Genomic DNA, 23,978 nt, shown 5'->3' with positions numbered 1-23,978 from the left:
GAGGCGACCGCCATCCGTACCCACCACCGAGCCGCCCCGACCGTGATCCCCCGTCCGGTCGGGGCTTTCTTCTGTCGCGCCCGCCGGCTGCGCGCAGCGGCAGCGACGTCGGGGCCGGGCTCGACTTCGAGAGCGCTCCAGTTCGTAGCGTTCCAGCGTGAACACCGCACGCCACCAGATCGGTTCGGGGTTCGGTGCCCGCAGCACCGCCGACGACGTCCTCCGTGGCATCGACCTCACCGGGCGGCTCGCCCTCGTCACCGGCGGCTACTCGGGTCTCGGTCTGGAGACCGCCCGGCGCCCGGCTGCCGTCCGGGAGAACCTGTCCGGCATCGACGGCGTCGAGGTGGACGAGCTCGACCTGGGCGACCTGGACAGCGTGCGGGCCTTCGCCGACCGTTTCCTCGACTCCGGCCGCGGCCTCGACCTCGTCATCGCCGACGCGGGCGTCATGGCCTGCCCCGAGACGCGGGTCGGGCCGGGCTGGGAGCGCAGTTCGCCACGCACCACCTCGGTCACTTCGCCCTCGTCAACCGCCTCTGGCCGGCGATCGAGCCGGGCGGCGCCCGCGTGGTCTCCGTCTCCTCGCACGGCCCTCACTTCTCGGGCATGCGCTGGGACGACGCGCACTGGCGGCAGGGCTACGACAAGTGGCAGGCCTACGGCCAGGCGAAGACGGCGAACGTGCTGTTCGCCGTCCACCTCGACCGGCTGGCCGGAGACCGTGGCGTCCGCGCCTTCTCCCTCCACCCGGGCGGCATCCTCACCCCGCTCCAGCGGCACCTGTCGACGCGGGAGATGGTGGCGAACGGCTGGATCGACGAGGCAGGCAACCCACTGGACCCCGAGAGCTTCAAGACGCCGCAGCAGGGGGCGGCCACGCAGGTGTGGGCGGCGACCTCGCCCCGGCTCTCCGGGATGGGCGGGGTGTATCTCGAGGACTGCGACATCGCCGAGCCCGCTCCGGCGGACGGCGAACGCGCCGGCGTCAAGGACTGGGCACGGGCCCCCGACCAGGCGGCCCGGCTGTGGCGGCTGTCGGCGGAGCCGACGGGCGTGAACGCGTTCGCCGGGTGAGCCGGCGGCCCCTCCCCCGCGCGCAGGCGCGCCTCCGGCCGCCCCGCCCCCACCGCGTGCACCTCGCGGCACCGGGGTACTCGGGCCGCTCCAGCCGGACACGGCGAGAGGAGTCGACGGTGAGCAACGGGTCGGGCAGGAAGGTCGTGGTCACGGGCGCCACCGGCAATGTCGGCACCAGTGTGGTGCGGCTCCTGGCGGAGGATCCGGAGATCGGGTCGGTGGTGGGTCTGGCCCGGCGGATCCCGGAGTGGGCGCCGCCGAAGACGGAGTGGGCGGCGGTCGACCTGGCGTCGGAGGAGACCGGTCTGGACGGCGTGTTCGACGGCGCGGACGCGGTGGTGCATCTGGCCTGGGCGTTCCAGCCGACGCACGATCCGGCGGTGACGTGGCGGACCAACGTGCTCGGGAGCATGCGGGTCTTCGAGGCGGCGGCCGCCGCGCGGGTGCCGGCGCTCGTGCACGCCTCGTCGGTGGGCGCGTACTCGCCGGGCCCGAAGGACCGCGCGGTGGACGAGTCATGGCCGACGCACGGGTGGCCGGACGCCGCGTACTGCCGGGAGAAGGCCTATCTGGAACGGGCCCTGGACATCTTCGAGCGCGACCATCCGGACATGCGGGTGGTGCGGATGCGGCCGGCGTTCCTGTTCAAGCGGGAGTCGGCGAGCGAGCAGCGGCGCATCTTCGGCGGGCGGTTCCTGCCGGGGCCGATCGCCCGTCCGGACCTGCTGCCGTTCCTGCCGGACGTGCCGGGGCTGCGGATGCAGGCGCTGCACACCGACGACGCGGCCGAGGCGTACCGGCTCGCCGTGCGCACGGATGTGCGCGGGCCGTTCAACCTGGCGGCGGATCCGCCGGTCGACGCACGGCTGCTCGGCGAGATGTTCGACGCCCGTACGGTGCGTCTGCCCCGTACGGCGGCCCGCTCGGCGATCGCCGCCGCGTGGAACCTGCGTCTGCTGCCCGCCTCCCCGCACCTCTTCGACGCGGTCCTGCGCCTGCCGCTGATGGACTGCACACGCGCCCGGGTCGAACTCGGCTGGCGCCCGCAACGCGCGGCGACGGAGGTGCTGGAGGAGTTCCTGCACGGCATGCGCTCCGGCGAGGGCGCCCCGACGGAACCGCTGCGCGGGCGCAAGGTGGGGTGAGGCCCGGTCGGCGCCGGTCGCGCCGTCGTGCGGACCCACACACCGCACGGCGGCGCCACCTTCACCCCCGCTTTCCTCCGGGACACGACGACGGCGCGACCGGACCGGCCTTCCTCCGGACGAGCGGTCGGCACGACGAGCGGCACGCCGCGGCACGACGTGCACCGCCCGGTCGGCCGCGGCACGAGGACGCACGGGACCGGGCGGTGGTGCACCGGATGCGGTGGAAAGCGGGGAGCCGGGAACCGCGGTCAGTCGGCCGGTTCGTCGGGGACGGGGTGGTCGGACGGGGCGGTGGTCGGCCGGGGGGCGTCCTGCCGGCCCGTACCCGCCTCGTCCGTGTCGGGGACGTCGGTGGCGGGTTCCTCGTCCTCCGCCTCGTCCACGTCGGCCCGGGCGGGGGCGACCTCCCAGGGGTCCTCACCGGCGTCGGCCTGCTGGTCGGGCAGGTCGCGCGGGACCGGCGTGCCGTTCTCGCCGGGTCCTTCGAGGCGGTGGTCGGCCACGGGGCGTCCTTCCTTCCGGGGTCGTGCGGCGCCGCCCGCGGTCGCGCGGGACGGCCTCACGCGAGTACCTCCGCCCCGTCCGGCGAAACGTCAGTGCGGAGTACGTTCCTCCAGCGCCGTGCGCCAAGCGGGCTCGGGGCCGCTGGGCAGGGGCTCGGGGCGCCGTCCGCCCCGGGCGAAGAAGTCGGCCAGCGGCAGGATCGCGGCGCCCACGGTGACCGCGTCGGGGCCCAGCCGGCCCAGCTCGACGGTGACCTTCTGGGCCGGGTGGCGCAGCGCGTACGCGGTGGCGTGGCGGCGTACGGCGGGCAGGAAGCGGGTGCCGAGCTGGAGGCCGGCCCAGCCGCCGATGAGGATGCGCTCGGGCTGGAAGAGGTTGATCAGGTCGGAGAGCCCGGCGCCCAGGTACTCGGCGGTCTCCTCCAGGACGGCGAGGGCGACGGGGTCGGCCGTGTCGCCGTCGGCCGGGTAGGCGGCGGCGAGCATGGCGGTCAGCGCGCTCTCCTCGTCGCCGCCCTCGGGCGGCCGGCCGCCCTCCTCGCGCCAGCGGTCGAGGAGCGCCTCGGCGCCCGCGTACGCCTCCAGGCAGCCGAGCGCCCCGCAGCGGCAGCGGCGCCCGCGCACCCGGACGGTCAGGTGACCCCACTCCACGGCCCGGCCGTGCTCGACGTCGGGGGTGACGAGGCAGGCGCCGACGCCCGAGCCGAAGAGCACGACGCAGGCGTTGCCGGCGCCGCGTCCGCCGCCGAACCACATCTCGGCCTGGCCGAGGGTCTTGGCGCCGTTGTCGATGAAGTACGGCACGGTGTCGGGGAGCGGCGAGCCCCGGCGCAGCAGTTCCTCCAGCGGCACCGCGTCCCAGCCGATCGTCTGTCCGTGCACGACGGCGCCCCGGTCGGGGGTGCGCTCCACGATGCCGGGGACGCCGATCCCGACGCCGAGCAGCCGCTCGGGGGAGAGATCCGCCGCGGCGAGGACCTCGGCGACACCGTCGCGGATGTGCCCGACGATGCCGTCGACCTCGTACCGCCGCTGCTGCAACGGGCGCTCGGCGCGCGCGAGTTCGGTGAGGGTGAGGTCGAACAGCTCGACGCGCACGCGCGTCTCGCCGACGTCCACGCCGATCATGTGGCCGCTGGCGGGGGCGACCCGCAGCAGGGTGCGCGGCCGGCCGCCGTCGGAGTCGACGCTGCCCGCCTCCTCCAGCAGCCCGTCGGCGACCAGGTCGGCGACGACGTTGCTGACGGAGCCGGAGCTCAGACCGGTGACCGGCCCGAGCTCGAAGCGGCTCAGGGGTCCGTCGAAGTAGAGCCGTTGCAGTACGGCCGTGCGGTTGGCCCGCCTGAGATCGCGTACCGTACGCCCGTTCCGCCCCGTCATGTGGCTCCCTTCGCACCCTGCCCGACCTGCAACATACCGCCGTGGGAGGGCCGGGCGCGACATTCTCCACCCCTTATTTCACGATGTGAGCTTAACGCGGGGTCCGACAGCCCGCGGCGCTGCGCCCCGCGGCACGGCGAGCTGACCGCGGACCCGGTGAGCGACATCGTCGACGACACGCTCACGCTGCCGGGGAGGGGAGCTGGCCCGCGCCTGCGCGCCGGGGGGCGGCGACGGGTGTGTGGCCGCCGGCGCCCGCCGCCGCGCCGGTGGAAGAGCCGGCGGCGTAGCGGGCGGGTAGTCGGCGGAGCAGGGGGCGGATCAGTCGGCGGAGCAGCCTCGGCGGTAGCGGGCGGTAGTCGGCGGGAGGACCAGCGAAACGATCGGCGGAGTGGGCGTCGGCGATACGGAAAATCCAGTCGCTCGCCCTCACCGCCGGTGCGTACTGTAGGCAGAAACCTAGTCTCCCTAGGTTACGCCGCAGGGCACTCAGGACGCCCCACGACACCCCAGGAGGCCCCCATGAGGTCACTCACCGAGAAGGACATCCGCGACTCGTTCGTCAACTGCTCCAAGGGCGAGGCCAAGCGTCTGTCCGTGCCGCGCGATCTCGACGCACGCCCCTGGGACGACCTGGACTTCCTCGGCTGGCGAGATCCGGGGGCGCCCGACCGCAGTTACCTGGTCACCGAGCGGGACGGGCGGCTCGTCGGCGTCACCCTCCGCTTCCCCTCCTCGCAACGCGGCTTCCTGCACCGCAGCATGTGCTCCCTCTGTCTGACCACGCATCCCGGCGGCGGCGTCTCGCTGATGACGGCCCGCAAGGCGGGGACGGCGGGCCGCGAGGGCAACTCGGTGGGCCTGTACATGTGCACGGATCTGGCTTGTTCTCTGTATGTCCGGGGGCGGAAGACGCCAGAGGGGGGAGGCCGCTTCGAGGAGAGCCTCACCCTGGAGGAGCAGATCGCCCGGACCACGGGCAACCTGTCCGCCTTCCTGGACAAGCTGTACGCCTGACCTGGGGCTCCGCCGCGCGAGGGGACCGGCCCCGGCCCCACCGGGACCGGCTGCCACCGCTCGCGCGGCTCCGCCACGACCGCTCCGCCCCCTCAGATCCTCCGGCTGGCCAAAGATACGTTCGAGGTACCTGAGGAACGGGAACTGGCCAAGGGATGGCAGAAGTACGTGAGCGTGCAGCGCCCCTTGTCCGGCTCGTGCAACGGCACCGGGAACCCGTGGTCGTCCAGGCCCTGCGGTCCGCCGCGGCGGCGACGATCGCCTATGTCGTCGCGCTCCGGCTGAGTCCCGAGGCCGCCCCCCTGACCGCGCCGCTGACGGCGCTGCTGGTCGTCCAGGTCACCTTGTTCGCGACACTCACCAACGGTGTGCGCCGGGTCAACTCGGTGGTGGCCGGGGTGCTGGTCGCCATCGCGTTCAGCCTGCTGGTGGGGCTGACCTGGTGGAGTCTCGCGCTGCTGATCGTGGCGTCGCTGGCGGTCGGGCACCTGGTGCGCGTCGACGAGTACGTGCCCGAAGTGGCGATCAGCGCCATGCTGGTGCTCGGGGTCACCACCGTCGGCGACACGGCGTGGGCGCGGATCCTGGAGACGCTGATCGGGGCGGTGGTGGGACTCGGCATCAACCTCCTGCTGCCCCCTCCGGTGTGGGTGGAGGAGGCCGGCGAGTCCATCGACGGACTGGCCCGCCGGCTCCGGCAGCTGATGCTGCGCATCGGGGAGCAGGCCGCCGGCCGCACGGAGGTGGAGCAGGCGACCGCCCGGCTGTACGAGGCGCGCCGCCTCGACCACGACATCGTCGAGGTGGACGCGGCGCTGCGGCAGGCCGAGGACAGTCTGCGGTTCAATCCCCGCGTGCGGGAGGGTCTGCTGCACCGGGTCGTGCTCCGCACCGGCCTGGACACGCTGGAGATCTGCACGGTCGTCCTGCGGGTGCTGGCCCGCACGCTCACCGATCTGGCCAAGGAGCGTGACGAGGAGCCGCTGTTCGCCTCCGAGACCGGCGAGGTGGTGGAGCGGCTGCTGTCGGAGATCGCCGACGCCGTGGTGAGCTTCGCGGTGCTGGTCACCACGCACGTCAGCCTCAACGCGGACGCCGCGGAGGCCCGGCTCACCGCGGAACTGCGGCAGGCCGCCGCCACCCGCGACAAGCTGGCCCAGCTGCTGCTCGAACAGCTCCAGCACGACGCCCGGCAGTGGCAGCTGCACGGTGCCGTGCTGACCGAGGTCAACCGCATCCTCGACGAGCTCGACACCGAGCACCGCTCCCGCCGTCTCCTGGAGGAACTGGACCGTGTGTCCCAGGAACAGCGCGCCCGGCTGCCGCGCCTGACCCGGCTGCGCGAGCGCATGGGGGTCCAGGAGAAGCTGTGGCGGAGCCGTACGGGGATGGACGGGCGTTCCCTCTGAGGCAACGGTGACCGGTAGGGGCGGCGGGGGCGGGCACGCGCGGCGGTAAGGAGCCGCCCGTGCCCGCCGCGTCGGTACGTCCGCTCGGCGGTGCCGGGCGAGGATCGTCGGGCTCGCCGCGGCCCGCGCCGACGACCATGCGCCTGGGCATAGCTCCCTGGCCCGCGTCGCGAGGGGGGCCGCCCCCGTCGCGGCGCATGGCCCGTATGCGGCGTGCCGGCCCGTACACGGCGTGCCGGCCAGGGTCCGGCACGCCGGCCGCACGCCGCGTGGCGGGCAGGACGCTGCGGGGGCGGGCGGGAGGACCTCCGTACCCGGTAGGGCCGCGCCCTACGGCGCCGGGACGACGTCGGCCCGGACGCGGTGCGCCGCGAGCGGGCTTTGCGTTCGGTGGTCCCCGCGCGCCAGGGTGGTGGTCCGGCGGTGGCGGACGACGACCTGAGGTGCGGGACATGAGCAGTGGGACGGAAGCGGCGTGCGGCGACTGGAGCAGGCGCCGTTTCGTCGGGGCGCTCGGGGTGCTCGGCGCGGCGACCGCGGCCTCGGCGCTCGTCGGCTGCGGTGGCGCGACGGACTCCCCGCGGGCGCGGTCGCAGACGCCGGATGCCGCATCCGACGGGCCGTCCGGCGCCGCGCCCCAGGCCTCGCCGTCCCGGTCGTCGGGTAAGCCCTCCGGTCCCCGGCCGCTCTACCTCGGCACCTACACCTCGGCCGAGGGAGGCGGCACGGGCATCGGCCTCGCCACGTACGACCCCGCCTCGGGCCGGATCACCCGCCGGGGCACGGTCACGGGCGTCCAGGACCCGTCGTACCTCGCGGTGCACCCGAACGGCCGGACGCTGTACGCGGTCAACGAACGCGAGCGCGGAACCGTGACCGCCGTACGGCTGGCGGACCGTGAGGTGCTGGGGAGCAGGGCGACGGGCGGGGCCCATCCGTGCCAGCTGTCCGTGCACCCGGGCGGACGCTGGCTGCTGAGCGCCGACTACGGCTCCGGCAGCGTCACCGTGCACCCGATCGACGCCTCCGGAGCGCTCGGTGAACGCACCGACCGGGTCACCCACAGCCGTCCGGCGCCCGGTCCCGGCCAGGACGGGCCGCACGCGCACCAGTTCGTCACCGCGCCGGACGGCGGACACGTCCTCGCCGTCGACCTCGGCACCGACACGGTCTACACCTACCGCCTGGACGAGCGGTCGGGCACGCTGACCGAGGTCGCGCAGGCGCACACCCGCCCGGGCGCCGGCCCCCGCCACCTCACGTTCCACCCGCGCGGCCGGTACGCCTACCTGGCCAACGAGGCGGACGACACGGTCGCGGTCTGCGCCTACGAACCGTCCACCGGCCGCCTCACGATCGGCGCGCCGCAGTCCACGGGTGCCAGGGCGGACACGAACCATCCGGCGCAGTTCGCGGTCACCCCGGACGGCGCGTACGCCTATCTCGCCAACCGCGGGGACAACACGCTGGCGCGCTACGCGGTGCGGGCGGACGGGGCCCGGCTGCGGCTGCTCGGCACGGTGCCGGTGGCCGGGGACTTCCCCCGGCAGATCGCCCTCTCGCCGGACGGCGGCCTGCTGTTCGCGGCCAACCAGCGGTCCGGCACGGTCAGCGTCTTCCACGTGGACGGTGCCACCGGCGCTCTGCGGCTCGCGGGCGAGCCGTTCGCGTCACCCGTCGCCGTCTGTGCGCTGCCGCTGTAGGGCGCGCGGGCAGGAGGCCGTGGCGGCCTGCGTGAGCAGCACGTGCATGCGCTCGGTGAGCTGCCCGACGTCGTCGGCGGGCGCGTGAAAGGGCAGGCGCACGTCACCGTGGGCGCGGGCGCGCTCGATGCGCAGCGTCAGTCCGTGCCGGTCCACGGCGAGCGGCTGCACGCGGACGGCGCCGTGCAGGCTGTCGCTCCCGATGAGCCGGGTGAGCCGCTCCACGGCGTCGGGGTGGGCGTCCGCGAGGTGGGTGAGGAGCTGGGCCTCGGCGGTGGCGAGCGGGTCGGGTGCGGCGGCGGCGAACTCCTCGAGGTCGACGACGACCGTGCCGGAGGGCTGTTTCAGCACGACGCGGGTGGCATGGAAGGCCAGGTGGCCGTCCTCGGGGACGAACCAGCCGGCGAGCCAGAGCCGGGCGCGGATACGGCCTCGGACGGGGACGGGCGCGACGTCCGCGAACTCGAGCACCGCGGACGGCTCGCCGCGCGGCGCGCAGATCGCCGCCGCGAGCAGGGCGCTGTCCTCCGGCACGTGCAGGTGGACCCGCCCGTCCTCGTCGACGGTGTGCGCGCCGACGAACTCCTCGCGGCCGCCGTCCGCGGTCACCGCGCAGGACCACGAGGCGGCGAGCACCGACCGGGCCCGCTCGGCCGCGGCAGGCGCGGCCGTCCAGCTGTGGCTGTCACCCATCCCAGAACCTCCTTAGGTAAGCCTTGCCTAACCTACCGAAGATCCGGGTCCGCGCCAACCATGGTGGTCACCACGGTCCTGATCGGGCCCCGGTCGCCGTTCCTCGGAGTGACGGAAACGCGCCCCCGAAGGGGCCTCGTCACCCAGGCCCCCGCCGGCAGCAGAGGCGGGGCGCGGCGCCCCGGCACGTCCCCGGCTCCGCGCCGGCCGGCCGGCCGGCCGAGGATCACTCCGGCGGCGCGACGACCCCCAGCAGCGCCCTGGCGCACAGCTCCCGCACCTGCTCCCGCGACAGCGACTCGTCCGACCCGCGCAGCCACTCCAGGCACACCGCCGTTATGAACGCCAGCCAGCCCCGCACCGCCAGCCGCACGTCGGGGCGGTCCTGGAGGAGCGGACCGAACTCGGGGTCGGCGGCCAGGGCGGCGAGGATCTGCCGTTCCTGGGCGGCGAGGGCGCGGTGGTAGACGCGCCGCACGGCCTGGTCACCGGCCGCGTCCGCGCGGTGGAAGGCGCGGTAGCCGTGGGCGTGGGCGCGGACGTACTCCAGGTAGGTGTCCAGACCGGCGGTGAGCTGTTCGCGGACGGGGACGCCGGGCACCGCCGCCGTCATGCGCAGCATCCGCTCGCTCTCCCGCTCGACGACCGCCGCGAAGAAGTCCCGCTTGGTCGGGAAGTAGTGATAGAGGAGCCCCCGCGAGACCCCCGCGATCTCGGCGACCTGCTCGATCCACACCTCGTCGTAGGGGTTCTCCGAGAACAGGCGCGCGCCGACCGACAGAAGCTGTTCCCTGCGCTCCCCGGTGCTGAGGCGACGCCGTGTGCGCTCCCCCTGGTTGGCGGCCATGCGCGCACTTTACTTGACGTCGGTTCAACAACGGGACAAGACTGACCCCGCGCTATTGAACCCACGTACAACAGGCTCAACGTGCCGCTGACTCAAGGGAGATCGCGTCATGGCGGGGACGACGACCGGGGCGACGCCCGCGACGACGACCGGGGACGGACTGCCGAAAGGGTTCCGCAGCGCCGAGCTCGGGTGGCCCGGGCTGCACCGCATCCCGCACCCGCCCCACCGGCTCCCGCTGCTCGGAGACGTGCTGGGCACGAGCCGGCGGACCCCCCTTCAGGACTCCCTGCGGCTCGGCCGCCGACTGGGGCCGATATTCCGGCGCCGCGCCTTCGGCAGGGAGTTCGTGTTCGTGGGGGGCGGGCGGCTCGCCGCCGACCTGGCGGACGAGGCACGGTTCGCCAAGCACGTGGGGCTGGGCGTGGCGAACCTGCGGCCGGTCGCCGGTGACGGGCTGTTCACGGCGTACAACCACGAGCCCAACTGGCAGTTGGCGCACGACGTGCTGGCCCCCGGCTTCAGCCGGGAGGCGATGCACGCCTACCACCCGATGATGCTGGACGTGGCGGAGCGGCTCACCGGCCAGTGGGACCGCGCGGCGGCCGCCGGGCGGGCCGTGGACGTGCCCGGGGACATGACCAAACTGACCCTGGAGACCATCGCGCGCACCGGCTTCGGGCACGACTTCGGCTCCTTCGAACGCCCCCGGCCGCACCCGTTCGTGACCGCGATGGTGGGCACGCTCAGCTACGCGCAGCGGCTGAACACCGTGCCGTCACCGCGGCTGCTGTGGCGGGCCTCGCGCCGCAACGAGGCGGACATCGCCCACCTCAACCGCACCGTCGACGACCTGGTCCGGGCGCGCCGCGCGGACGGCGGCGGGAACGGCGACCTGCTCGACCGGATGCTCGGCACCGCCCACCCCGAAACGGGCGAGCGGCTGTCGGCCGAGAACGTCCGCCGTCAGGTCATCACCTTCCTCGTCGCCGGTCACGAGACCACCTCGGGCGCGCTCTCCTTCGCCCTGCACTACCTCTCCCGCCACCCGGACGTCGCCGCCCGCGCCCGCGCCGAGGTGGACCGGGTGTGGGCGGACGCCGCGGCACCCGGGTACGACCAGGTGGCGAAGCTCCGGTACGTGCGCCGGGTGCTGGACGAGTCGCTGCGGCTGTGGCCGACGGCGCCGGCGTTCGCGCGGGAGGCCCGCGCGGACACGGTGCTGGCCGGGGAGCATCCGATGCTGCGGGGCGCCTGGGCGCTGGTGCTGACGCCGATGGTGCACCGCGACCCCGAGGTGTGGGGCGCCGACGCCGAGGAGTTCGACCCGGACCGCTTCGACGCGGGGGCGGTCCGCGCGCGGGCCCCGCACACCTTCAAGCCGTTCGGCACGGGAGCGCGGGCCTGCATCGGCCGGCAGTTCGCGCTGCACGAGGCCACGCTCGTCCTGGGACTGCTGCTGCGCCGCTACGAGCTGCGCCCCGACCCGGACTACCGGCTGCGGGTGACCGAGCGGCTGACGCTGATGCCCGAGGGACTGCGGCTGCGCCCGGAGCGTCGTACGCCCCCTCCGGCGCCGGGCGGGCCGGCCCCGGACGAGGGCGGGTCAGCGCCCCGCTGTCCAGTGCGCGGGTCGGGTGAGTGATCCCGGCAGCCTGGTGCCGGCGCTCCCCCGCGCCGCGTCGAGCTGCGGCTGGGTCACGAAGAACGCCCCGGTCAGGTCGGCGTCCGTCAGGTCGGCGTCCCGCAGGTCGGCCCCTATGAGGTCCGCTCCGCGCAGATCGGCTCCGGTGAGGTCGGCGGCTATCAGGTAGGCGCCGCGGAGATCGGCCCCGCGCAGGTCGGCCCCCTTGAGACGGGCGCCCATCAGGTCGGCGTTGCGGCGTTGCTTCTTGCGCCCGGGTATGCCCGCGCGGGCCAGTTCGCCGGCCTTCAGCAGCAGGGCGTTGACGTCCCGGCGGTGCGCGGCCACGTCCAGGGCGACGAGTTCGCCGGGGGTCTGCCGGCTGAGCCGATCGGTCTTCTCCAGCGCCCGCCGCACCTTCGGGTGGAGGGGGGCGGCGGCGGGCAGGGCGAGCGCCTCGGTGAGGTACCACAGCAGTTCGTGGAGCTGCCGGACCACCGGGAACACCTCGACCACGCGGCGGGCGTGCTCGCGGTCGGCGGTGCGCCAGTCCCGGCCGCCGAAGGTGACCTGGGAGACCTTCTGCCCGGCGCCGAAGCAGTCGTAGACCGTGCAGCCGGTGAAGCCCTTCTGCCGCAGCCGGGTGTGGATGCCGCAGCGGTGGTCCTCCCCCAGGTTGGGGCACGGCCTGCCCGCGTCCTTGTCGATCGCGAAGTCGGCGGAGCGGGCGAACGGCAGGGCGACACAGCACAGCCCGAAGCAGTTGGCGCAGTCACCGCGCAGGCCGTCCGGGTCCACCGTCTGTTCTCGCATGCCGTCCACCCTACTGACCTGCGGTCCTGGGGCGGTCACCGCGATGGTCCCCCGCCCGGTGCGCGCCTCACCGCCGGGTTCCGGGCCGTGTGGGATTCCTCTCATCCGGCGGAAAACAACGTCCGCTATCACGGAGTCACGAGCCGGCAGCGGCAGGAGCCGACGGACCGAGGAGTACGTCATGCCCAGTCACCAGCCCCCGTGCCCGGCCGCGGACAGCGCCGGCCGTCACACGGCCGTCGTGGTCACGGCCCACCCCGAGCAGGGGTGGAGCCTGCTGTGCGACGGGACCGTCGTCTTCGACGACACCGGTGAACTCCTGCCGGACGGCCGCGTCGTGGACCCGCACCGCGTCCCCGGCCCTCCCGCCGTCCCCGGTCCTCCCGTCGTCTCCCCGTCTGACGTTGTCGTCCGGCCTCGGCCGAGGTACGGGTCGTGCGCGGTTTCCTAGCGGCTGATCAACTCGAACGCCACCGCCGGCCTGCCGCCGAAGCGCTCGCCCAGCGAACCGGCGACGCCGGTCAGGAAGCCGCGGGCGTACGCTTCGGGTTCCTCGTCGGTCAGCGCCTCGATGTAGGTGCGGTGTTCGAGCAGCGAGGCCACGGCCCGCTCCAGACCCGGCCGCGCGTCCACGGCGTGGGTGGGGAACGCTGATCCGGCGACGGCGACCCAGCGGACGCCGTCCCACGGCTCGAGGCCCTCGTCGGCCAGTTCGGGGAAGATCCAGCGGTTGCCGGCGTCCCCGGCCGCGTCGAGGGTGGCACGGCCGACGGCCACGTGGTCGGGCGTGTTCCAGACGGCTTCGCCCCAGGTGTCACGGTGGTTCAGGGTGATCACCAGCTCGGGGCGGTGCCGGCGGACGGCGGCGGCGATGTCACGGCGCAGGGCGGTGCCGTACTCGATCACGCCGTCCCGGTGGTCGAGGAACTCGACCGTGGAGACGCCGACGACGGCCGCGCTCGCCCGCTGCTCCCGCTCCCGCAGCGGGCCGCACTCGGCGGGCGGGAGCGTGTCGATGCCGGCCTCGCCGCGGGTCGCCAGCACATAGGCGACCTCGCGGCCGGCGTCGGTCCAGGCGGCGATCGCCGCGGAGCACCCGTACTCGAGGTCGTCCGGGTGCGCCACGACGGCGAGGGCGCGGGACCAGTCCTCGGGCATCGGCTGGAGCTGAGTGGTCGTCGGCTCGGTCATGCCCGCAGACTAACCGGGGCCCGCTCCCCCGTACCCGCGACGTCCCGCGGCGTCGCCCGCCGGGTCAGGCCTCGTCACGGGTCAGGGCCAGCAGGCGGTCGAGGACGCGGGGGCCGCCCGCCCGGACGCCGTCGTGTTCGAACTCGTCGGTGACCCAGGTGCGCAGGCCCCGGACGGCTCGGGCCGTCGTCAGGGAGTGGGCGGTGTCGACGTACAGGTCGTCGTGGTAGATCGCCGCCGCGACCGGGACCTCGTTGGCGGCGAGGCGGGCGGGGTCGTACAGCGGTGTCCAGTCGGTGCGGGCGGCGAGGAGGTCGGCGGTATCGCGCAGCGGCCGCAGCGCCGGGTCGCAGTCGAAGAGCCAGGGGTGGACCGTCTCCCCGGTCAGCAGCAGCGGCCCGTCGCCCGCGAGCGTCTTCGCCGCGTCGAACTGCGGGAACTCCGCGCGCACCCGTTCGGCCGACCAGGCGGTGGGGCGGGTGTCCTGGCCGTAGATCGCCTCGTGGACGAGGGCGTAGAGGGGGTGGCTCGCGTAGGAGAGGAGGCCCTGGATCTCCTCCTGGAAGGCGTCCGACAGGGCGGGGCCCCGCAGAGTGGGGACGAAGGCCTCCTCGAGGAGGTGGTGCAGACGGTGGCTGCCCTCGCTGCCGCCGAGGAGGGCGCCGAGCGACTGGAAGGCCTCGACGGTCAGGCGGTAACCGTTCGGGAGGGTCACCTCGTGCGTCAGGAGGTGGTCGGCGATACGGCGGACCCGCTCCACGTCCTGCGGGTAGCGGGCGTAGTGCGCGGCTGCCTTGCGCTCCATGCGCGGGTAGGCGGCGCGGTAGACGTCGTCGGCGTGGGCGTCCAGGGAGGGCAGACCGCCGGTGATCACGGCGGCGGCGAGGCCCTCGGGGGCGAAGGAGAGATAGGTGACCGTGCAGAAGCCGCCGAAGCTCTGCCCGAGGACCGTCCAGGGGGCGCCGCCGGTGACCTCGCGGCGCACCAGCTCGCAGTCGCGGACGATCGAGTCGGCGCGGAAGCGGGTGAGGTAGTCGGCCTGCTCGGCGGGGCCGCCGCGCAGCGGGAGCGTCTGGCGGTTGGCGGGCGTGGAGTGGCCGGTGCCGCGCTGGTCGAGGAGGAGGACGCGGTACTCCTTCAGCGCGCGCCCGAGCCAGGCGGGCTTGCCGACGAAGCGGTTGGCGCCGAAGCCGGGTCCGCCCTGGAGGTAGAGCAGCCACGGCAGGTCCTGGCCCGCCCTGTCGCTCGCGACGACCTCACGGGCGTACAGCTCGATCGTCTCCCCGGCCGGGTCGGCGTGGTCGAGGGGCACGGTGAAGTGGCGGTCGGTGAGGACGACGCCGGGCTGGCGGTAACTGAGTGGCAACAGGGGCTCCCGGGACGATCGGTGTGCGGACCGCGTCCCAGTTCAGCACATGACCGGCCGGCCGCCGACCCCGGGAGCACGAGCGGCTACTGAACGGCGGCTCAGCGCGCCGACAGGCTGGACCGCCGCACCACCAGTTCCGGCTGGAGCACGACCCGCCGGTGCTCGTGCCGGCCTCCGTTCTCCTCCGTCTCCTCCAGCAGCATCTCGGCGGCCAGGGCGCCCATGGTGACGGCGGGCTGCCGCACCGAGGTGAGGGGGACGGCCGCGGCGGCGGCGAACTCGATGTCGTCGTAGCCGACGATGGCGAGGTCGTCGGGGACGTTGACGCCGGCCGCGTACATGGCCTGCAGGACGCCGAGGGCGAGCAGGTCGTTGGCGCAGAACACGGCGGTCGGGCGGTCGGCGAGGCCGAGCAGGCGGGCGCCCGCGTCCCGGCCCGCGGCCACGTCGAGCCGTTCGGTGGGCAGTTCGCGCAGGTGCTCCGGGCCGAGGCCCGCCTCGGCGAGCGCACTGAGGGCGCCGGTGCGGCGGTCGCGGACCTGGGTGAAGCCGGGCGGGCCGCTGACGTAGGCGATCGAGCGGTGCCCCGCGTCGATGAGGTGGCGGACGGCGAGCGCGCCCCCGGCCACGTCGTCGACGGAGACCGAGCACTCGGCGGTGCCCTCGGAGACCCGGTCGACCAGCACGAACGGGATGCCGTGCCGGCGGAAGGAGTCGATGTTGCGTCCGGTGGCGTCGGCCGGGGTGAGCAGCACGCCCCGCACCCGCTGTTCGGCGAAGAGGGCCAGGTACTCGGCCTCCTCACCGACGCTCTCGGCGCTGTTGCAGACCATGACGCCGAGCCCGGCCCGGCGGGCGGCCCGTTCGGCGCCGCGGGCGACGTCGACGAAGAAGGGGTTGCCCATGTCGAGGACGAGCAGCCCCATGATCCTGCTGCGGCCGGCGCGCAGCTGGCGCGCGGACTCGCTGCGGACGTAGCCGAGTCGGTCTATCGCGGACAGCACGCGGGCCCGGGTCTCCGTGGCGACGGTGTCCGGGCGGTTGATGACGTTGGACACCGTGCCGACGGAGACTCCGGCGGCACGGGCGACATCCTTGATACCCACCGACTGGGCCATGAGGTGAGGACCTCCAGGTAGACGAGGGGCGGCGGGAGAGGCCTTCACATTACCGTCATCCCGCCGCACACCAGACCGGTCAGGCGGGGAGCCTGAAATCGACGACGCGGAGCGCCGAGGGGGTCGTCCCGCTCGACTTCTCCTGGTACATGACGGACAGGACGTTGTCCTGGGCGACACGCGTCTCGTCGATGACGACCTCGCCGAAGGCGTTGAGGCCGCTGCCGTCGAAGAGCAGCCTCCAGTCCGTGTGACCGGAGGCCTTCGACGCGCCCGCGATCCGGCCGAAGGGGAGGACCGCGTAGGCGTTGTCGTATCTGTCCAGGACCAGCTTGGTGCGCTGGCTGGAGTTGAGCGGGACCGGGATCTCGGTCTTCTGCCAGGTGCCCGAGGAGTTCCTGCGGAGGTGGAAGGCGCGGCCGTTGGCGGTGCGGTCGGCGACGTAGTTCGTCGTGCACTGGCCGAAGCGGCCGGGGACGTAGCTGATGATCGCGTGCGGGAGGCCGGCGGAGTCGGTGAACTGGCTCTCCTGGTTCATCAGGGAGTGGTCCGGGTCGAGCGGGTCCACCACCAGGCCGGCGTCGGTGACGGCGACCCGGTCGGAGCCGCCGGTGGTGCCGACGACGGTGCCGGCGTTGTTGCGCCAGGTACGGCCGCGGTCGTCGGAGTAGACGTAGCCGGTGTCGTGGTTGGTGATGCCGCCGCCGGAGCACATCACGGCGCCGTTCTGCTCGCGCCAGGTGAAGAAGGAGTGCAGGCGGCCGTTCCTGTCGTAGTCGATGCCGTGCAGGTACATGTTGCGGGCGGTGCTGGAGCCGTGCTCGCTGGTGTAGGTGCCGGTGGAGCTGGTCCACTCGCCGAGGTTGGTCCAGGAGGTGCCGTTGTACTCGGCGAGCGCGTTGCGGCCGTTGCCGGAGATGCCGGCGCGGTAGCTGAGCTGGAGCCTGCCGTCGGGCGTCGAGACGAACTGCGGGTAGGTGAACTGCGAGGTGAGCGCCAGCCCGTCGAGGGTGGACTGGGGGGCGCCGAAGCGGCTGGTGGTCCAGCTCAGGCCGGCGGGGTTGTCCATGAGCCCGGCGACCGACTTGACGTAGGTGAAGCCGTCGCTGTGGGAGTCCATGGTGAGGTGGAGGCGGCCGTCGACCTTGGAGACGCCCATGGAGATGACGTTGTGGGAGTCGTTGTAGCGCAGGGTGTGGCCGACCTTGACGGTGGACCACGTGGTGCCGCCGAGGACACGGCGGCCGACGACGGCGTTGCGGTCGGCGGTGTACCAGACGGCGTACTGGTAGCCCTTGTAGGTCAGCAGGCCGTTCTTCTGGAACGAGTTGTTGTTGACCAGGCCGTCGTAGGAGACGAAGAAGATGGCCTGGCTGTCGAGCGTCGTGGTACCGGTCCGGGTGACCGACGGGCCGGGGTCGGCGGCTCGTGCGGTGCCGGAGGCGAGAGCGGGGGTCACCACGGCACCGGCGAGGGCTGCGCCCAGCAGCGTGCGTCGTTTCATCTCGGTGGACTCCGTTGTCGGCGAGGTGCGGGAGGGGGACGGGGGTGCGGCGCGGGGAAGTCAGGCGAGGTGGAACACCTCGGTGAGCGGTTTCATGGCCTCGTCGGGCCGGGCGCCGTCCAGCGATTCGAAGAACGGCGCCATCTCCGCCTGCCAGCGGGCGTTGACGTCGGTGGCTTCCATGCCGGCCTGGGCCGCGGCGAAGTCCTCGGTCTCCAGGTAGCCCACGAGCAGGCCGTCCTCGCGCAGGAAGAGCGAGTAGTTGTGCCAGCCGGTGGCCGAGAGGGCCTCGAGCATCTCCGGCCAGACGGCGGCGTGCCGCTCGCGGTACTCGTCGAGGCGGTCGGCCCGGACCTTCAGCAGGAAGCACACGCGTTGCATCAACACCCCTCCGGGGATCAGAAGTTGAACTGGTCGATGTTCTTGGCGTCGAACACGGTCGGCTTGCCGAGGCTGATCACGCCGTCCTTGCCGATGGTGTACGTGGTGCCGTCGGCCTTGAAGGTCTCGCCCTCCTTGCCGGTGATCTGGCCGGAGACCAGGGCAACGGCGGTCTGCGCGGCCAGCGCGCCGAGCTTCGCCGGGTCCCACAGCTCGAAGGCGTCGACGGTGCCGTTCTTGACGTACTTGCGCATGTCGTTGGGGGTGCCGAGGCCGGTCAGCTTGACCTTGCCCTTGTACTTGGAGCCCGACAGGTACTGGGCGGCGGCCTTGATGCCGACGGTGGTCGGGGAGATGATCCCCTTCAGGTTCGGGTACTCCTGGAGCAGGCCCTGGGTCTGCTGGAAGGACTGCTGGGCGTCGTCGTTGCCGTACGCGACCTTGACGAGCTTGATGTCCTTGTACTTGGGGTCCTTCAGCTCGTCCTTCATGAAGTCGATCCAGATGTTCTGGTTCGTCGCGGTCTGCGCGGCGGACAGGATCGCGATCTCGCCCTTGTAGCCGATCTGCTCGGCGAGCAACTGCACCTCGGTGCGGCCGAGGTCCTCGGCGGAGGCCTGCGAGACGAAGGCGTTGCGGCACTCGGGGTTGGTGTCCGAGTCGTAGGTGACGACCTTGATGTCGTTGCTCATGGCCTGCTTGAGCGCGGTGCACAGGGCGCCCGGGTCCTGCGCGGAGACGGCCATCGCGTCGACCTGCTGCTGGGTGAGGGTGTTGACGTAGCTCACCTGGCTGGAGGTGTCGGTGGCGCTGGACGGGCCGACCTCCTTGTAGCTGGAGCCCAGCTCCTTCAGGGCCGCCTCGCCGCCCTTGTCGGCGGTGGTGAAGTACGGGTTGTTGACCTGCTTGGGCAGGAAGCCGACGGTCAGGCCCTTCTTGGTGGCCGCGTTCGGGTCGGCCTTGCCGCCGGAGGCGGCGGCGCCCGTGCTCTCCTTCTTCACGTCCTCCTTGGTGGTGCCGCCGCAGGCGGTGGCCGCGAGGGCGAGGGAGGTGACGGCGGCGAGCGCCGCGCAGGCACGACGGAGGGATGACTTGCGCATGGCTGTTCCTTCGAGGGTGAGCGGGCGGATTCAGGCGGTCGGCGCAGGTGCCTCGGGCACCGGGGCGGAGGCGGCTCTGCGCCCGGCCCGCGCGACGGCGATCTGGCGCGCGACCCTGGGGCCGAGCACCGAGATGACGAGCAGGACGCCGGTGACGACGATCTGCGACTGGGCGGAGACGTCCTGGAGGCTCATCACGTTCTGCAGCGCGCCGAGCAGGAAGACTCCCGCGACGGCGCCGCCGAGCGTGCCCTTGCCGCCGTCGAAGTCGATGCCGCCGAGCAGCACCGCGGCGATGACGGAGAGTTCGAGCCCGGTGGCGTTGTCGTAGCGGGCGCTGGCGTAGTGCAGCGCCCAGAAGACGCCGGTGAGGGAGGCCATCAGGCCGGTCAGGGTGAACAGGAGCAGCTTCTGCCGCTTGACGCGGATGCCGGCGAAGCGTGCGGCCTCCTCGCTGGCGCCGATCGCGAACAGCGACCGGCCGAACGGGGTGGCGTGCAGGGCGACCACGGCGATCGCGAGCAGGACCAGGAAGGGCAGCAGGGCCTGCGGGACGAAGGTGTCGCCGACGCGTCCGGCCGCGAAGTCCAGGTACTGGCTGGGGAAGTCGGTCACCGCGTCGGAGCCGAGGACGATCTGCGCGATGCCCCGGTAGGCGGCGAGGGTGCCGATGGTGACGGCGAGGGACGGCAGCCCGAGGCGGGTCACCAGCAGACCGTTGACCAGCCCGCACACCACGCCCAGCAGCAGGCAGATCGGGATGATCGCCTCGATGGTCATGCCCTGGTTCCACAGGGCGCCCATCACCGCGCCGGACAGGCCGGCCGTGGAGGCGACCGACAGGTCGATCTCGCCGGAGACCACCAGGAGCGTCATCGGCAGGGCGATCAGCGCGATCGGCAGGGTGTTGCCGATGAGGAACGACAGGTTGAGCGCGTTGCCGAAGCCGTCGACGAAGGAGAAGGAGAACAGCAGCAGGACGATCAGGAGGGCGCCGACGACCGTGTCCCAGCGGATCGCGCGGGTCAGCGACTCAGGCATGGCGGGCGTTCCTCTTCTTCAGGGCCGACGCCACCCGCAGCGCGACCACACGGTCCACCGCGATGGCGAGGAGGAGCAGGATGCCGTTGATGGCGAGCACCCAGACGGAGCTGACACCGAGGGCGGGCAGCACGCTGTTGATGGAGGTCAGCAGCAGCGCGCCGAGCGCGGCGCCGTAGACGCTGCCGGAGCCGCCGGTGAAGACCACGCCGCCGACGACGACCGCGCTGACGACGGTGAGTTCGTAGCCGTTGCCGGTGCCGGAGTCGACGTTGCCGAAGCGGGCCAGGTACATCGCTCCGGCGAGGCCCGCGAGGGCGCCGCAGAAGGTGTAGGCGACGAGGATCCGCTTGCGGACGGGGATGCCGGCGAGGCGGGCGGCCTCCGGGTTGGAGCCGAGCGCGTACAGCTCGCGGCCGCTGGCGAAGTGCTTGAGGTAGTAGGCGGTGGCGGCCAGGACGGCGAGGGCGATCAGCGCGAGGTACGGCACGGCGGAGAGGCCGCCGGAGCCGAAGTCGACGAAGGAGCCGGGCAGGTCGGCCGCGGTGATCTGGCGGGAGCCGACCCAGATGGAGTCGATGCCCCGGATGATGTAGAGCGTGCCGAGGGTGACGACGAGGGCCGGCACCTGGCCGAGGCTGACCAGCAGGCCGTTCAGCAGGCCGAAGCCGATGCCGAGCAGGACCGCCAGGGCGATCGCGACGACCGGGTGGCCACCGCCCTGGAGGTATGTGCCCGCGGCGAAGGCGGTGATGCCGAGGGTGGAGCCGACGGACAGGTCGACGTTCCTGGTGATCACGACCAGGGACTGGCCGGTGGCGACCAGGACCAGGATGGTCGCGTTGAGCAGCAGGTCCTTGACGCCCTGCTCGGAGAGGAACTCGCTGTTGCCGGCCTGGGTGACGGCGATCATCACCAGGAACACGGCCAGGATGGCGAGTTCGCGCATCTTGAAGACGCGGTCGACCAGCCGGGTGCCGCTGGACTTGGGCACCTCGGCGGCGGGGGCTTGGTTCGGGGTGATCACCGTCATGCGGCGGCCCTCCCGGTGGCGGCGGCCATCACGGTTTCCTCGGTGGCGTCGGAGCGGGGGATCTCGGCGGTCAGCCGGCCCTCGTGCATCACCAGCACGCGGTCGGCCATGCCGAGGACCTCGGGCAGGTCGGAGGAGATCATCAGGACGGCGACGCCGTCGGCGGCCAGTTGCGACAGCAGCCGGTGCACCTCGGCCTTGGTGCCGACGTCGATGCCACGGGTCGGCTCGTCGACGATGAGCACCTTGGGGCCGGTGGCCAGCCACTTGGCGAGGACGACCTTCTGCTGGTTGCCGCCGGACAGCGTGTTGACGGTGTCGGCGATCCGGGCGTACTTCACCTGGAGCTTGACCGCCCAGTCGAGGGAGCGGCTGCGTTCGGCGCCGCGGTCCATCAGGCCGGCCTTCACCGTCGTACGGAGTCCGGTGAGGCCGATGTTGCGCTCGATGGACATGTCCATCACCAGGCCCTGGGCGCGGCGGTCCTCGGGGACGAGGGCGAGCCCGGCGGCCATGGCGGTGGAGGGGGCGCCGTTGACGAGCCTGCGTCCCTCGACCTCGACCTCGCCGGCGTCCCAGCGGTCGATGCCGAAGACAGCGCGGGCGACCTCGGTGCGCCCGGCGCCGACCAGTCCGGCCAGGCCGACGATCTCGCCGCGCCGGACCTCGAAGGAGACGTCGGTGAAGACGCCCTCCCGGGTCAGGCGGCGGACGCTGAGGGCGACCTCGCCGGGCGTGACGTCCTGCTTGGGGTAGAGCTCGTCGAGGTCGCGGCCGACCATACGGCGGACCAGGTCGTCCTCGGTCATGCCGGCCAGTGACTCGCTGGCGATCCAGGCGCCGTCGCGCAGGGTGGTCACCCGCTGGCAGATCTCGAAGATCTCCTCCAGCCGGTGCGAGATGAACAGGACCGCCGCGCCCTGCTCGCGCAGGGTGCGCACGACGCCGAACAGGCGGGCGACCTCGCTGCCGGTGAGGGCGGCGGTCGGCTCGTCCATGATCAGGACGCGGGCGTCGAAGGAGAGGGCCTTGGCGATCTCGACGATCTGCTGGTCGGCGATGGACAGGCCGCGCGCCGGGCGGTCGGGGTCGAGGTCGACACCGAGGCGCTCCATCAGGGCGGCGGTGGCGTTGTGGGTGGCCTTGTGGTCGATGCGGCCGAGGGCGCGCCGGGGCTGGCGGCCCATGAAGATGTTCTCGGCGATCGACAGGTCCGGGAAGAGCGTGGGCTCCTGGTAGATGACGGCGATGCCGGCGTCGCGTGCGTCGCCGGGGCCGTGGAAGACGACGGGCTCACCGTCGAGCAGCACCTGGCCGGCGTCCGGTCGGTGCACCCCGGCGAGCGTCTTGATGAGGGTCGACTTGCCCGCGCCGTTCTCACCGGCGAGGGCGTGCACCTCGCCGGGGAACAGCTCCAGGGAGACGCCCCGCAGGGCGCGTACGGCACCGAAGGACTTGGCGACGTCCCTGAGCGCCAGCACCGGGGCCGGTCCCGCATCGGACGGGTGGGTCATGGGTGGCTCCTCGACGACGTCTGCGCACGGAACCCACCGGGGCTGTCACAGCGTCGTGAAAGGTTTCAACTGGATTGCCGGGACGTTAGGCATGCGACCCATGTCACGTCAATGGGTCCGCCTCGAAAAGTTTTCGATAGTCGAAGGTCACGCATCGGTCACGGAAGGCGGACCTGAACACAGGGCTTGACACTCCTCCGGCGGCCTCATAGCTTCCCCTTCTGAATCGTTTCATCCAGAGCTCTGCAAAAGCTCGTCCGAAGCTCGTCCGGACCGTTCCGGACCGATGTCACAGGAGCCCGAAGTGACCGACCTCGCCGCGGTGAAGGCCGCGCTGAAGACACAGGCCGTCGAGACGCCGTCGTGGGCGTACGGGAACTCGGGGACCCGCTTCAAGGTGTTCGCCCAGCAGGGCGTACCACGCACGCCGCAGGAGAAGCTGGACGACGCGGCCCAGGTGCACGCCGTCACGGGCGTGGCCCCGACCGTCGCCCTGCACATCCCGTGGGACAAGGTGGAGGACTACTCCGCACTTGCGAAACACGCCGAGGCCCGCGGTGTGCGGCTCGGCGCGATCAACTCCAACACCTTCCAGGACGACGACTACAAGCTGGGCAGCGTCTGCCACCCGGACGCGGCGATCCGCCGCAAGGCCGTCGACCATCTGCTGGAGTGCGTCGACATCATGGACGCCACCGGCTCGACCGACCTGAAGCTGTGGTTCGCCGACGGGACGAACTACCCCGGCCAGGACGACATCCGCGCCCGGCAGGACCGGCTCGCCGAGGGGCTGGCCGAGGTGTACGAGCGGCTCGGGGACGGGCAGCGGATGCTGCTGGAGTACAAGTTCTTCGAGCCGGCCTTCTACACGACGGACGTGCCGGACTGGGGCACGGCGTACGCGCACTGCCTCAAGCTCGGGCCGAAGGCGCAGGTCGTCGTCGACACCGGCCACCACGCGCCGGGCACCAACATCGAGTTCATCGTCGCCACGCTGCTGCGGGAGGGCAAGCTCGGCGGGTTCGACTTCAACTCGCGGTTCTACGCCGACGACGACCTGATGGTGGGCGCGGCGGACCCCTTCCAGCTGTTCCGGATCATGTACGAGGTCATCCGGGGCGGCGGGTTCACGCCCGAGGTCGCCTTCATGCTGGACCAGTGCCACAACATCGAGACGAAGATCCCGGCGATCATCCGTTCCGTGATGAACGTCCAGGAGGCGACGGCCAAGGCGCTGCTCGTCGACCGGGCCGCGCTGGCCGCCGCGCAGGCTTCCGGGGACGTACTGGAGGCGAACGCCGTGCTGATGGACGCCTACAACACGGACGTGCGGCCGCTGCTGCGTGAGGTGCGCGAGGAGATGGGGCTGGCCCCCGACCCGATCGCGGCCTACAGGGCGTCCGGATGGGCCGAGAAGATCGTGGCCGAGCGGATCGGCGGCGAGCAGGCCGGGTGGGGGGCGTAGGCGTCTGCCGGGTCCCTGTCTCCTCGCGGACTGCGGCCCGTCACG

Annotated in this window: 20 protein-coding genes and 2 pseudogenes; 8 read left to right on the top strand and 14 right to left on the bottom strand. The window is 72.8% G+C overall.

The window, feature by feature from the left end; translation table 11 throughout:
- Positions 1-157 precede the first annotated feature (157 nt).
- Together ACIBBD_RS12195 and ACIBBD_RS12190 are read left to right on the top strand one after the other, a co-directional pair.
- Positions 158-1,077 (top strand): annotated as a pseudogene (locus ACIBBD_RS12195) (SDR family NAD(P)-dependent oxidoreductase).
- A gap of 119 nt (positions 1,078-1,196) precedes the next feature.
- Positions 1,197-2,225, top strand: coding sequence for an SDR family oxidoreductase (locus tag ACIBBD_RS12190; protein WP_399419255.1), 1,029 nt, complete (start codon positions 1,197-1,199; stop codon positions 2,223-2,225).
- A gap of 251 nt (positions 2,226-2,476) precedes the next feature.
- Here the strand turns inward: ACIBBD_RS12190 and ACIBBD_RS12185 are convergent, their stop codons facing one another.
- A complete protein-coding gene (locus tag ACIBBD_RS12185) occupies positions 2,477-2,731 on the bottom strand; it encodes a hypothetical protein (protein WP_399419254.1) in 255 nt (84 codons plus the stop codon).
- Positions 2,732-2,821: 90 nt separating this feature from the next.
- Positions 2,822-4,111 carry an ROK family protein gene (locus tag ACIBBD_RS12180; RefSeq protein ID WP_399419253.1) on the bottom strand — a complete coding sequence of 430 codons (1,290 nt, stop codon included), beginning with the start codon at positions 4,109-4,111 and terminating at the stop codon, positions 2,822-2,824.
- Between the two features lie 522 nt (positions 4,112-4,633).
- Between ACIBBD_RS12180 and ACIBBD_RS12175 the strand changes: the two genes are divergently transcribed.
- The 3 genes from ACIBBD_RS12175 to ACIBBD_RS12165 all read left to right on the top strand — a co-directional run bounded on the left by ACIBBD_RS12175 (position 4,634) and on the right by ACIBBD_RS12165 (position 8,240).
- Positions 4,634-5,128: an FBP domain-containing protein gene (locus ACIBBD_RS12175; RefSeq protein WP_399419252.1), complete on the top strand. Its 495-nt coding sequence runs from the start codon at positions 4,634-4,636 to the stop codon at positions 5,126-5,128.
- 155 nt (positions 5,129-5,283) lie between these two features.
- Positions 5,284-6,537, top strand: a complete 1,254-nt coding sequence (locus tag ACIBBD_RS12170; protein WP_399419251.1) for an FUSC family protein — start codon at positions 5,284-5,286, stop codon at positions 6,535-6,537.
- Positions 6,538-6,989: 452 nt separating this feature from the next.
- Positions 6,990-8,240: a lactonase family protein gene (locus tag ACIBBD_RS12165; protein WP_399419250.1), complete on the top strand. Its 1,251-nt coding sequence runs from the start codon at positions 6,990-6,992 to the stop codon at positions 8,238-8,240.
- On the opposite strand, the gene ACIBBD_RS12160 is transcribed toward ACIBBD_RS12165, so the two are convergent.
- Together ACIBBD_RS12160 and ACIBBD_RS12155 are read right to left on the bottom strand one after the other, a co-directional pair.
- On the bottom strand, positions 8,208-8,933 hold the full coding sequence (locus ACIBBD_RS12160) for a DUF2470 domain-containing protein (protein ID WP_399419249.1): 726 nt from the start codon (positions 8,931-8,933) through the stop codon (positions 8,208-8,210). The two genes, ACIBBD_RS12165 and ACIBBD_RS12160, sit on opposite strands and share 33 nt — an antisense overlap.
- A gap of 226 nt (positions 8,934-9,159) precedes the next feature.
- Positions 9,160-9,780, bottom strand: a complete 621-nt coding sequence (locus ACIBBD_RS12155; RefSeq protein WP_399419248.1) for a TetR/AcrR family transcriptional regulator — start codon at positions 9,778-9,780, stop codon at positions 9,160-9,162.
- A gap of 109 nt (positions 9,781-9,889) precedes the next feature.
- Here ACIBBD_RS12155 and ACIBBD_RS12150 point away from each other — a divergent pair, with 109 nt between their 5' ends.
- Entirely contained in the window at positions 9,890-11,425 is a 1,536-nt protein-coding gene (locus ACIBBD_RS12150; protein ID WP_399419247.1) for a cytochrome P450, read from the top strand.
- Here ACIBBD_RS12150 and ACIBBD_RS12145 read toward each other — a convergent pair.
- A complete protein-coding gene (locus ACIBBD_RS12145; protein WP_399419246.1) occupies positions 11,387-12,217 on the bottom strand; it encodes a pentapeptide repeat-containing protein in 831 nt (276 codons plus the stop codon). The genes ACIBBD_RS12150 and ACIBBD_RS12145 overlap by 39 nt on opposite strands.
- A gap of 181 nt (positions 12,218-12,398) precedes the next feature.
- Here ACIBBD_RS12145 and ACIBBD_RS12140 point away from each other — a divergent pair.
- Positions 12,399-12,569 (top strand): annotated as a pseudogene (locus tag ACIBBD_RS12140) (DUF5999 family protein); the annotation flags it as partial.
- A gap of 95 nt (positions 12,570-12,664) precedes the next feature.
- On the opposite strand, the gene ACIBBD_RS12135 reads toward ACIBBD_RS12140, so the two are convergent.
- From ACIBBD_RS12135 to ACIBBD_RS12095, 9 genes are all read right to left on the bottom strand, one after another.
- Positions 12,665-13,408, bottom strand: coding sequence for a PIG-L deacetylase family protein (locus ACIBBD_RS12135; RefSeq protein WP_399419245.1), 744 nt, complete (start codon positions 13,406-13,408; stop codon positions 12,665-12,667).
- A 64-nt stretch (positions 13,409-13,472) separates the two neighbouring features.
- Positions 13,473-14,774, bottom strand: a complete 1,302-nt coding sequence (locus tag ACIBBD_RS12130; protein ID WP_399419244.1) for an alpha/beta fold hydrolase — start codon at positions 14,772-14,774, stop codon at positions 13,473-13,475.
- Positions 14,775-14,875: 101 nt separating this feature from the next.
- Positions 14,876-15,895: a LacI family DNA-binding transcriptional regulator gene (locus tag ACIBBD_RS12125; RefSeq protein WP_399419243.1), complete on the bottom strand. Its 1,020-nt coding sequence runs from the start codon at positions 15,893-15,895 to the stop codon at positions 14,876-14,878.
- Between the two features lie 79 nt (positions 15,896-15,974).
- Positions 15,975-17,399 (bottom strand): BNR repeat-containing protein, encoded by a 1,425-nt coding sequence (locus ACIBBD_RS12120; RefSeq protein WP_399419242.1) that lies wholly within the window; start codon positions 17,397-17,399, stop codon positions 15,975-15,977.
- A gap of 60 nt (positions 17,400-17,459) precedes the next feature.
- The gene (locus ACIBBD_RS12115; protein ID WP_067280349.1) at positions 17,460-17,780 is read right to left on the bottom strand and encodes an L-rhamnose mutarotase; all 321 of its coding nucleotides are present in this window, start codon (positions 17,778-17,780) and stop codon (positions 17,460-17,462) included.
- 17 nt (positions 17,781-17,797) lie between these two features.
- Positions 17,798-18,880 (bottom strand): rhamnose ABC transporter substrate-binding protein, encoded by a 1,083-nt coding sequence (gene rhaS / locus ACIBBD_RS12110; protein ID WP_399419241.1) that lies wholly within the window; start codon positions 18,878-18,880, stop codon positions 17,798-17,800.
- Between the two features lie 30 nt (positions 18,881-18,910).
- Positions 18,911-19,921, bottom strand: coding sequence for an ABC transporter permease (locus tag ACIBBD_RS12105; RefSeq protein ID WP_399419240.1), 1,011 nt, complete (start codon positions 19,919-19,921; stop codon positions 18,911-18,913).
- Positions 19,914-20,954, bottom strand: a complete 1,041-nt coding sequence (locus ACIBBD_RS12100; RefSeq protein WP_399419239.1) for an ABC transporter permease — start codon at positions 20,952-20,954, stop codon at positions 19,914-19,916. The genes ACIBBD_RS12105 and ACIBBD_RS12100 overlap by 8 nt, the downstream gene beginning before the upstream one ends.
- Positions 20,951-22,468, bottom strand: a complete 1,518-nt coding sequence (locus ACIBBD_RS12095) for a sugar ABC transporter ATP-binding protein (RefSeq protein WP_399419238.1) — start codon at positions 22,466-22,468, stop codon at positions 20,951-20,953. The genes ACIBBD_RS12100 and ACIBBD_RS12095 overlap by 4 nt, the downstream gene beginning before the upstream one ends.
- Before the next feature lie 304 nt (positions 22,469-22,772).
- Between ACIBBD_RS12095 and rhaI the strand changes: the two genes are divergently transcribed.
- On the top strand, positions 22,773-23,933 hold the full coding sequence (gene rhaI, locus ACIBBD_RS12090; RefSeq protein WP_399419237.1) for an L-rhamnose isomerase: 1,161 nt from the start codon (positions 22,773-22,775) through the stop codon (positions 23,931-23,933).
- Positions 23,934-23,978: the final 45 nt, after the last annotated feature.

This window comes from Streptomyces sp. NPDC051315, from assembly GCF_044455165.1.
Classification (GTDB): Bacteria; Actinomycetota; Actinomycetes; order Streptomycetales; family Streptomycetaceae; genus Streptomyces.
Note: the sequence above shows the minus strand (reverse complement) of the source record. Positions and strands in the feature narration are given on the sequence as shown.

Bases quoted from the DNA above. Each gene is read 5' to 3' on its own strand.
- ACIBBD_RS12160 (WP_399419249.1), bottom strand. From the start codon at position 8,933: ATGGGTGACAGCCACAGCTGGACGGCCGCGCCTGCCGCGGCCGAGCGG.
- ACIBBD_RS12145 (WP_399419246.1), bottom strand. From the start codon at position 12,217: ATGCGAGAACAGACGGTGGACCCGGACGGCCTGCGCGGTGACTGCGCC.
- ACIBBD_RS12105 (WP_399419240.1), bottom strand. From the start codon at position 19,921: ATGCCTGAGTCGCTGACCCGCGCGATCCGCTGGGACACGGTCGTCGGC.
- ACIBBD_RS12180 (WP_399419253.1), bottom strand. From the start codon at position 4,111: ATGACGGGGCGGAACGGGCGTACGGTACGCGATCTCAGGCGGGCCAAC.
- ACIBBD_RS12100 (WP_399419239.1), bottom strand. From the start codon at position 20,954: ATGACGGTGATCACCCCGAACCAAGCCCCCGCCGCCGAGGTGCCCAAG.
- rhaS (WP_399419241.1), bottom strand. From the start codon at position 18,880: ATGCGCAAGTCATCCCTCCGTCGTGCCTGCGCGGCGCTCGCCGCCGTC.
- ACIBBD_RS12115 (WP_067280349.1), bottom strand. From the start codon at position 17,780: ATGCAACGCGTGTGCTTCCTGCTGAAGGTCCGGGCCGACCGCCTCGAC.
- ACIBBD_RS12170 (WP_399419251.1), top strand. From the start codon at position 5,284: ATGGCAGAAGTACGTGAGCGTGCAGCGCCCCTTGTCCGGCTCGTGCAA.
- ACIBBD_RS12095 (WP_399419238.1), bottom strand. From the start codon at position 22,468: ATGACCCACCCGTCCGATGCGGGACCGGCCCCGGTGCTGGCGCTCAGG.
- ACIBBD_RS12135 (WP_399419245.1), bottom strand. From the start codon at position 13,408: ATGACCGAGCCGACGACCACTCAGCTCCAGCCGATGCCCGAGGACTGG.
- ACIBBD_RS12120 (WP_399419242.1), bottom strand. From the start codon at position 17,399: ATGAAACGACGCACGCTGCTGGGCGCAGCCCTCGCCGGTGCCGTGGTG.
- ACIBBD_RS12165 (WP_399419250.1), top strand. From the start codon at position 6,990: ATGAGCAGTGGGACGGAAGCGGCGTGCGGCGACTGGAGCAGGCGCCGT.
- ACIBBD_RS12125 (WP_399419243.1), bottom strand. From the start codon at position 15,895: ATGGCCCAGTCGGTGGGTATCAAGGATGTCGCCCGTGCCGCCGGAGTC.
- ACIBBD_RS12175 (WP_399419252.1), top strand. From the start codon at position 4,634: ATGAGGTCACTCACCGAGAAGGACATCCGCGACTCGTTCGTCAACTGC.
- ACIBBD_RS12150 (WP_399419247.1), top strand. From the start codon at position 9,890: ATGGCGGGGACGACGACCGGGGCGACGCCCGCGACGACGACCGGGGAC.
- ACIBBD_RS12155 (WP_399419248.1), bottom strand. From the start codon at position 9,780: ATGGCCGCCAACCAGGGGGAGCGCACACGGCGTCGCCTCAGCACCGGG.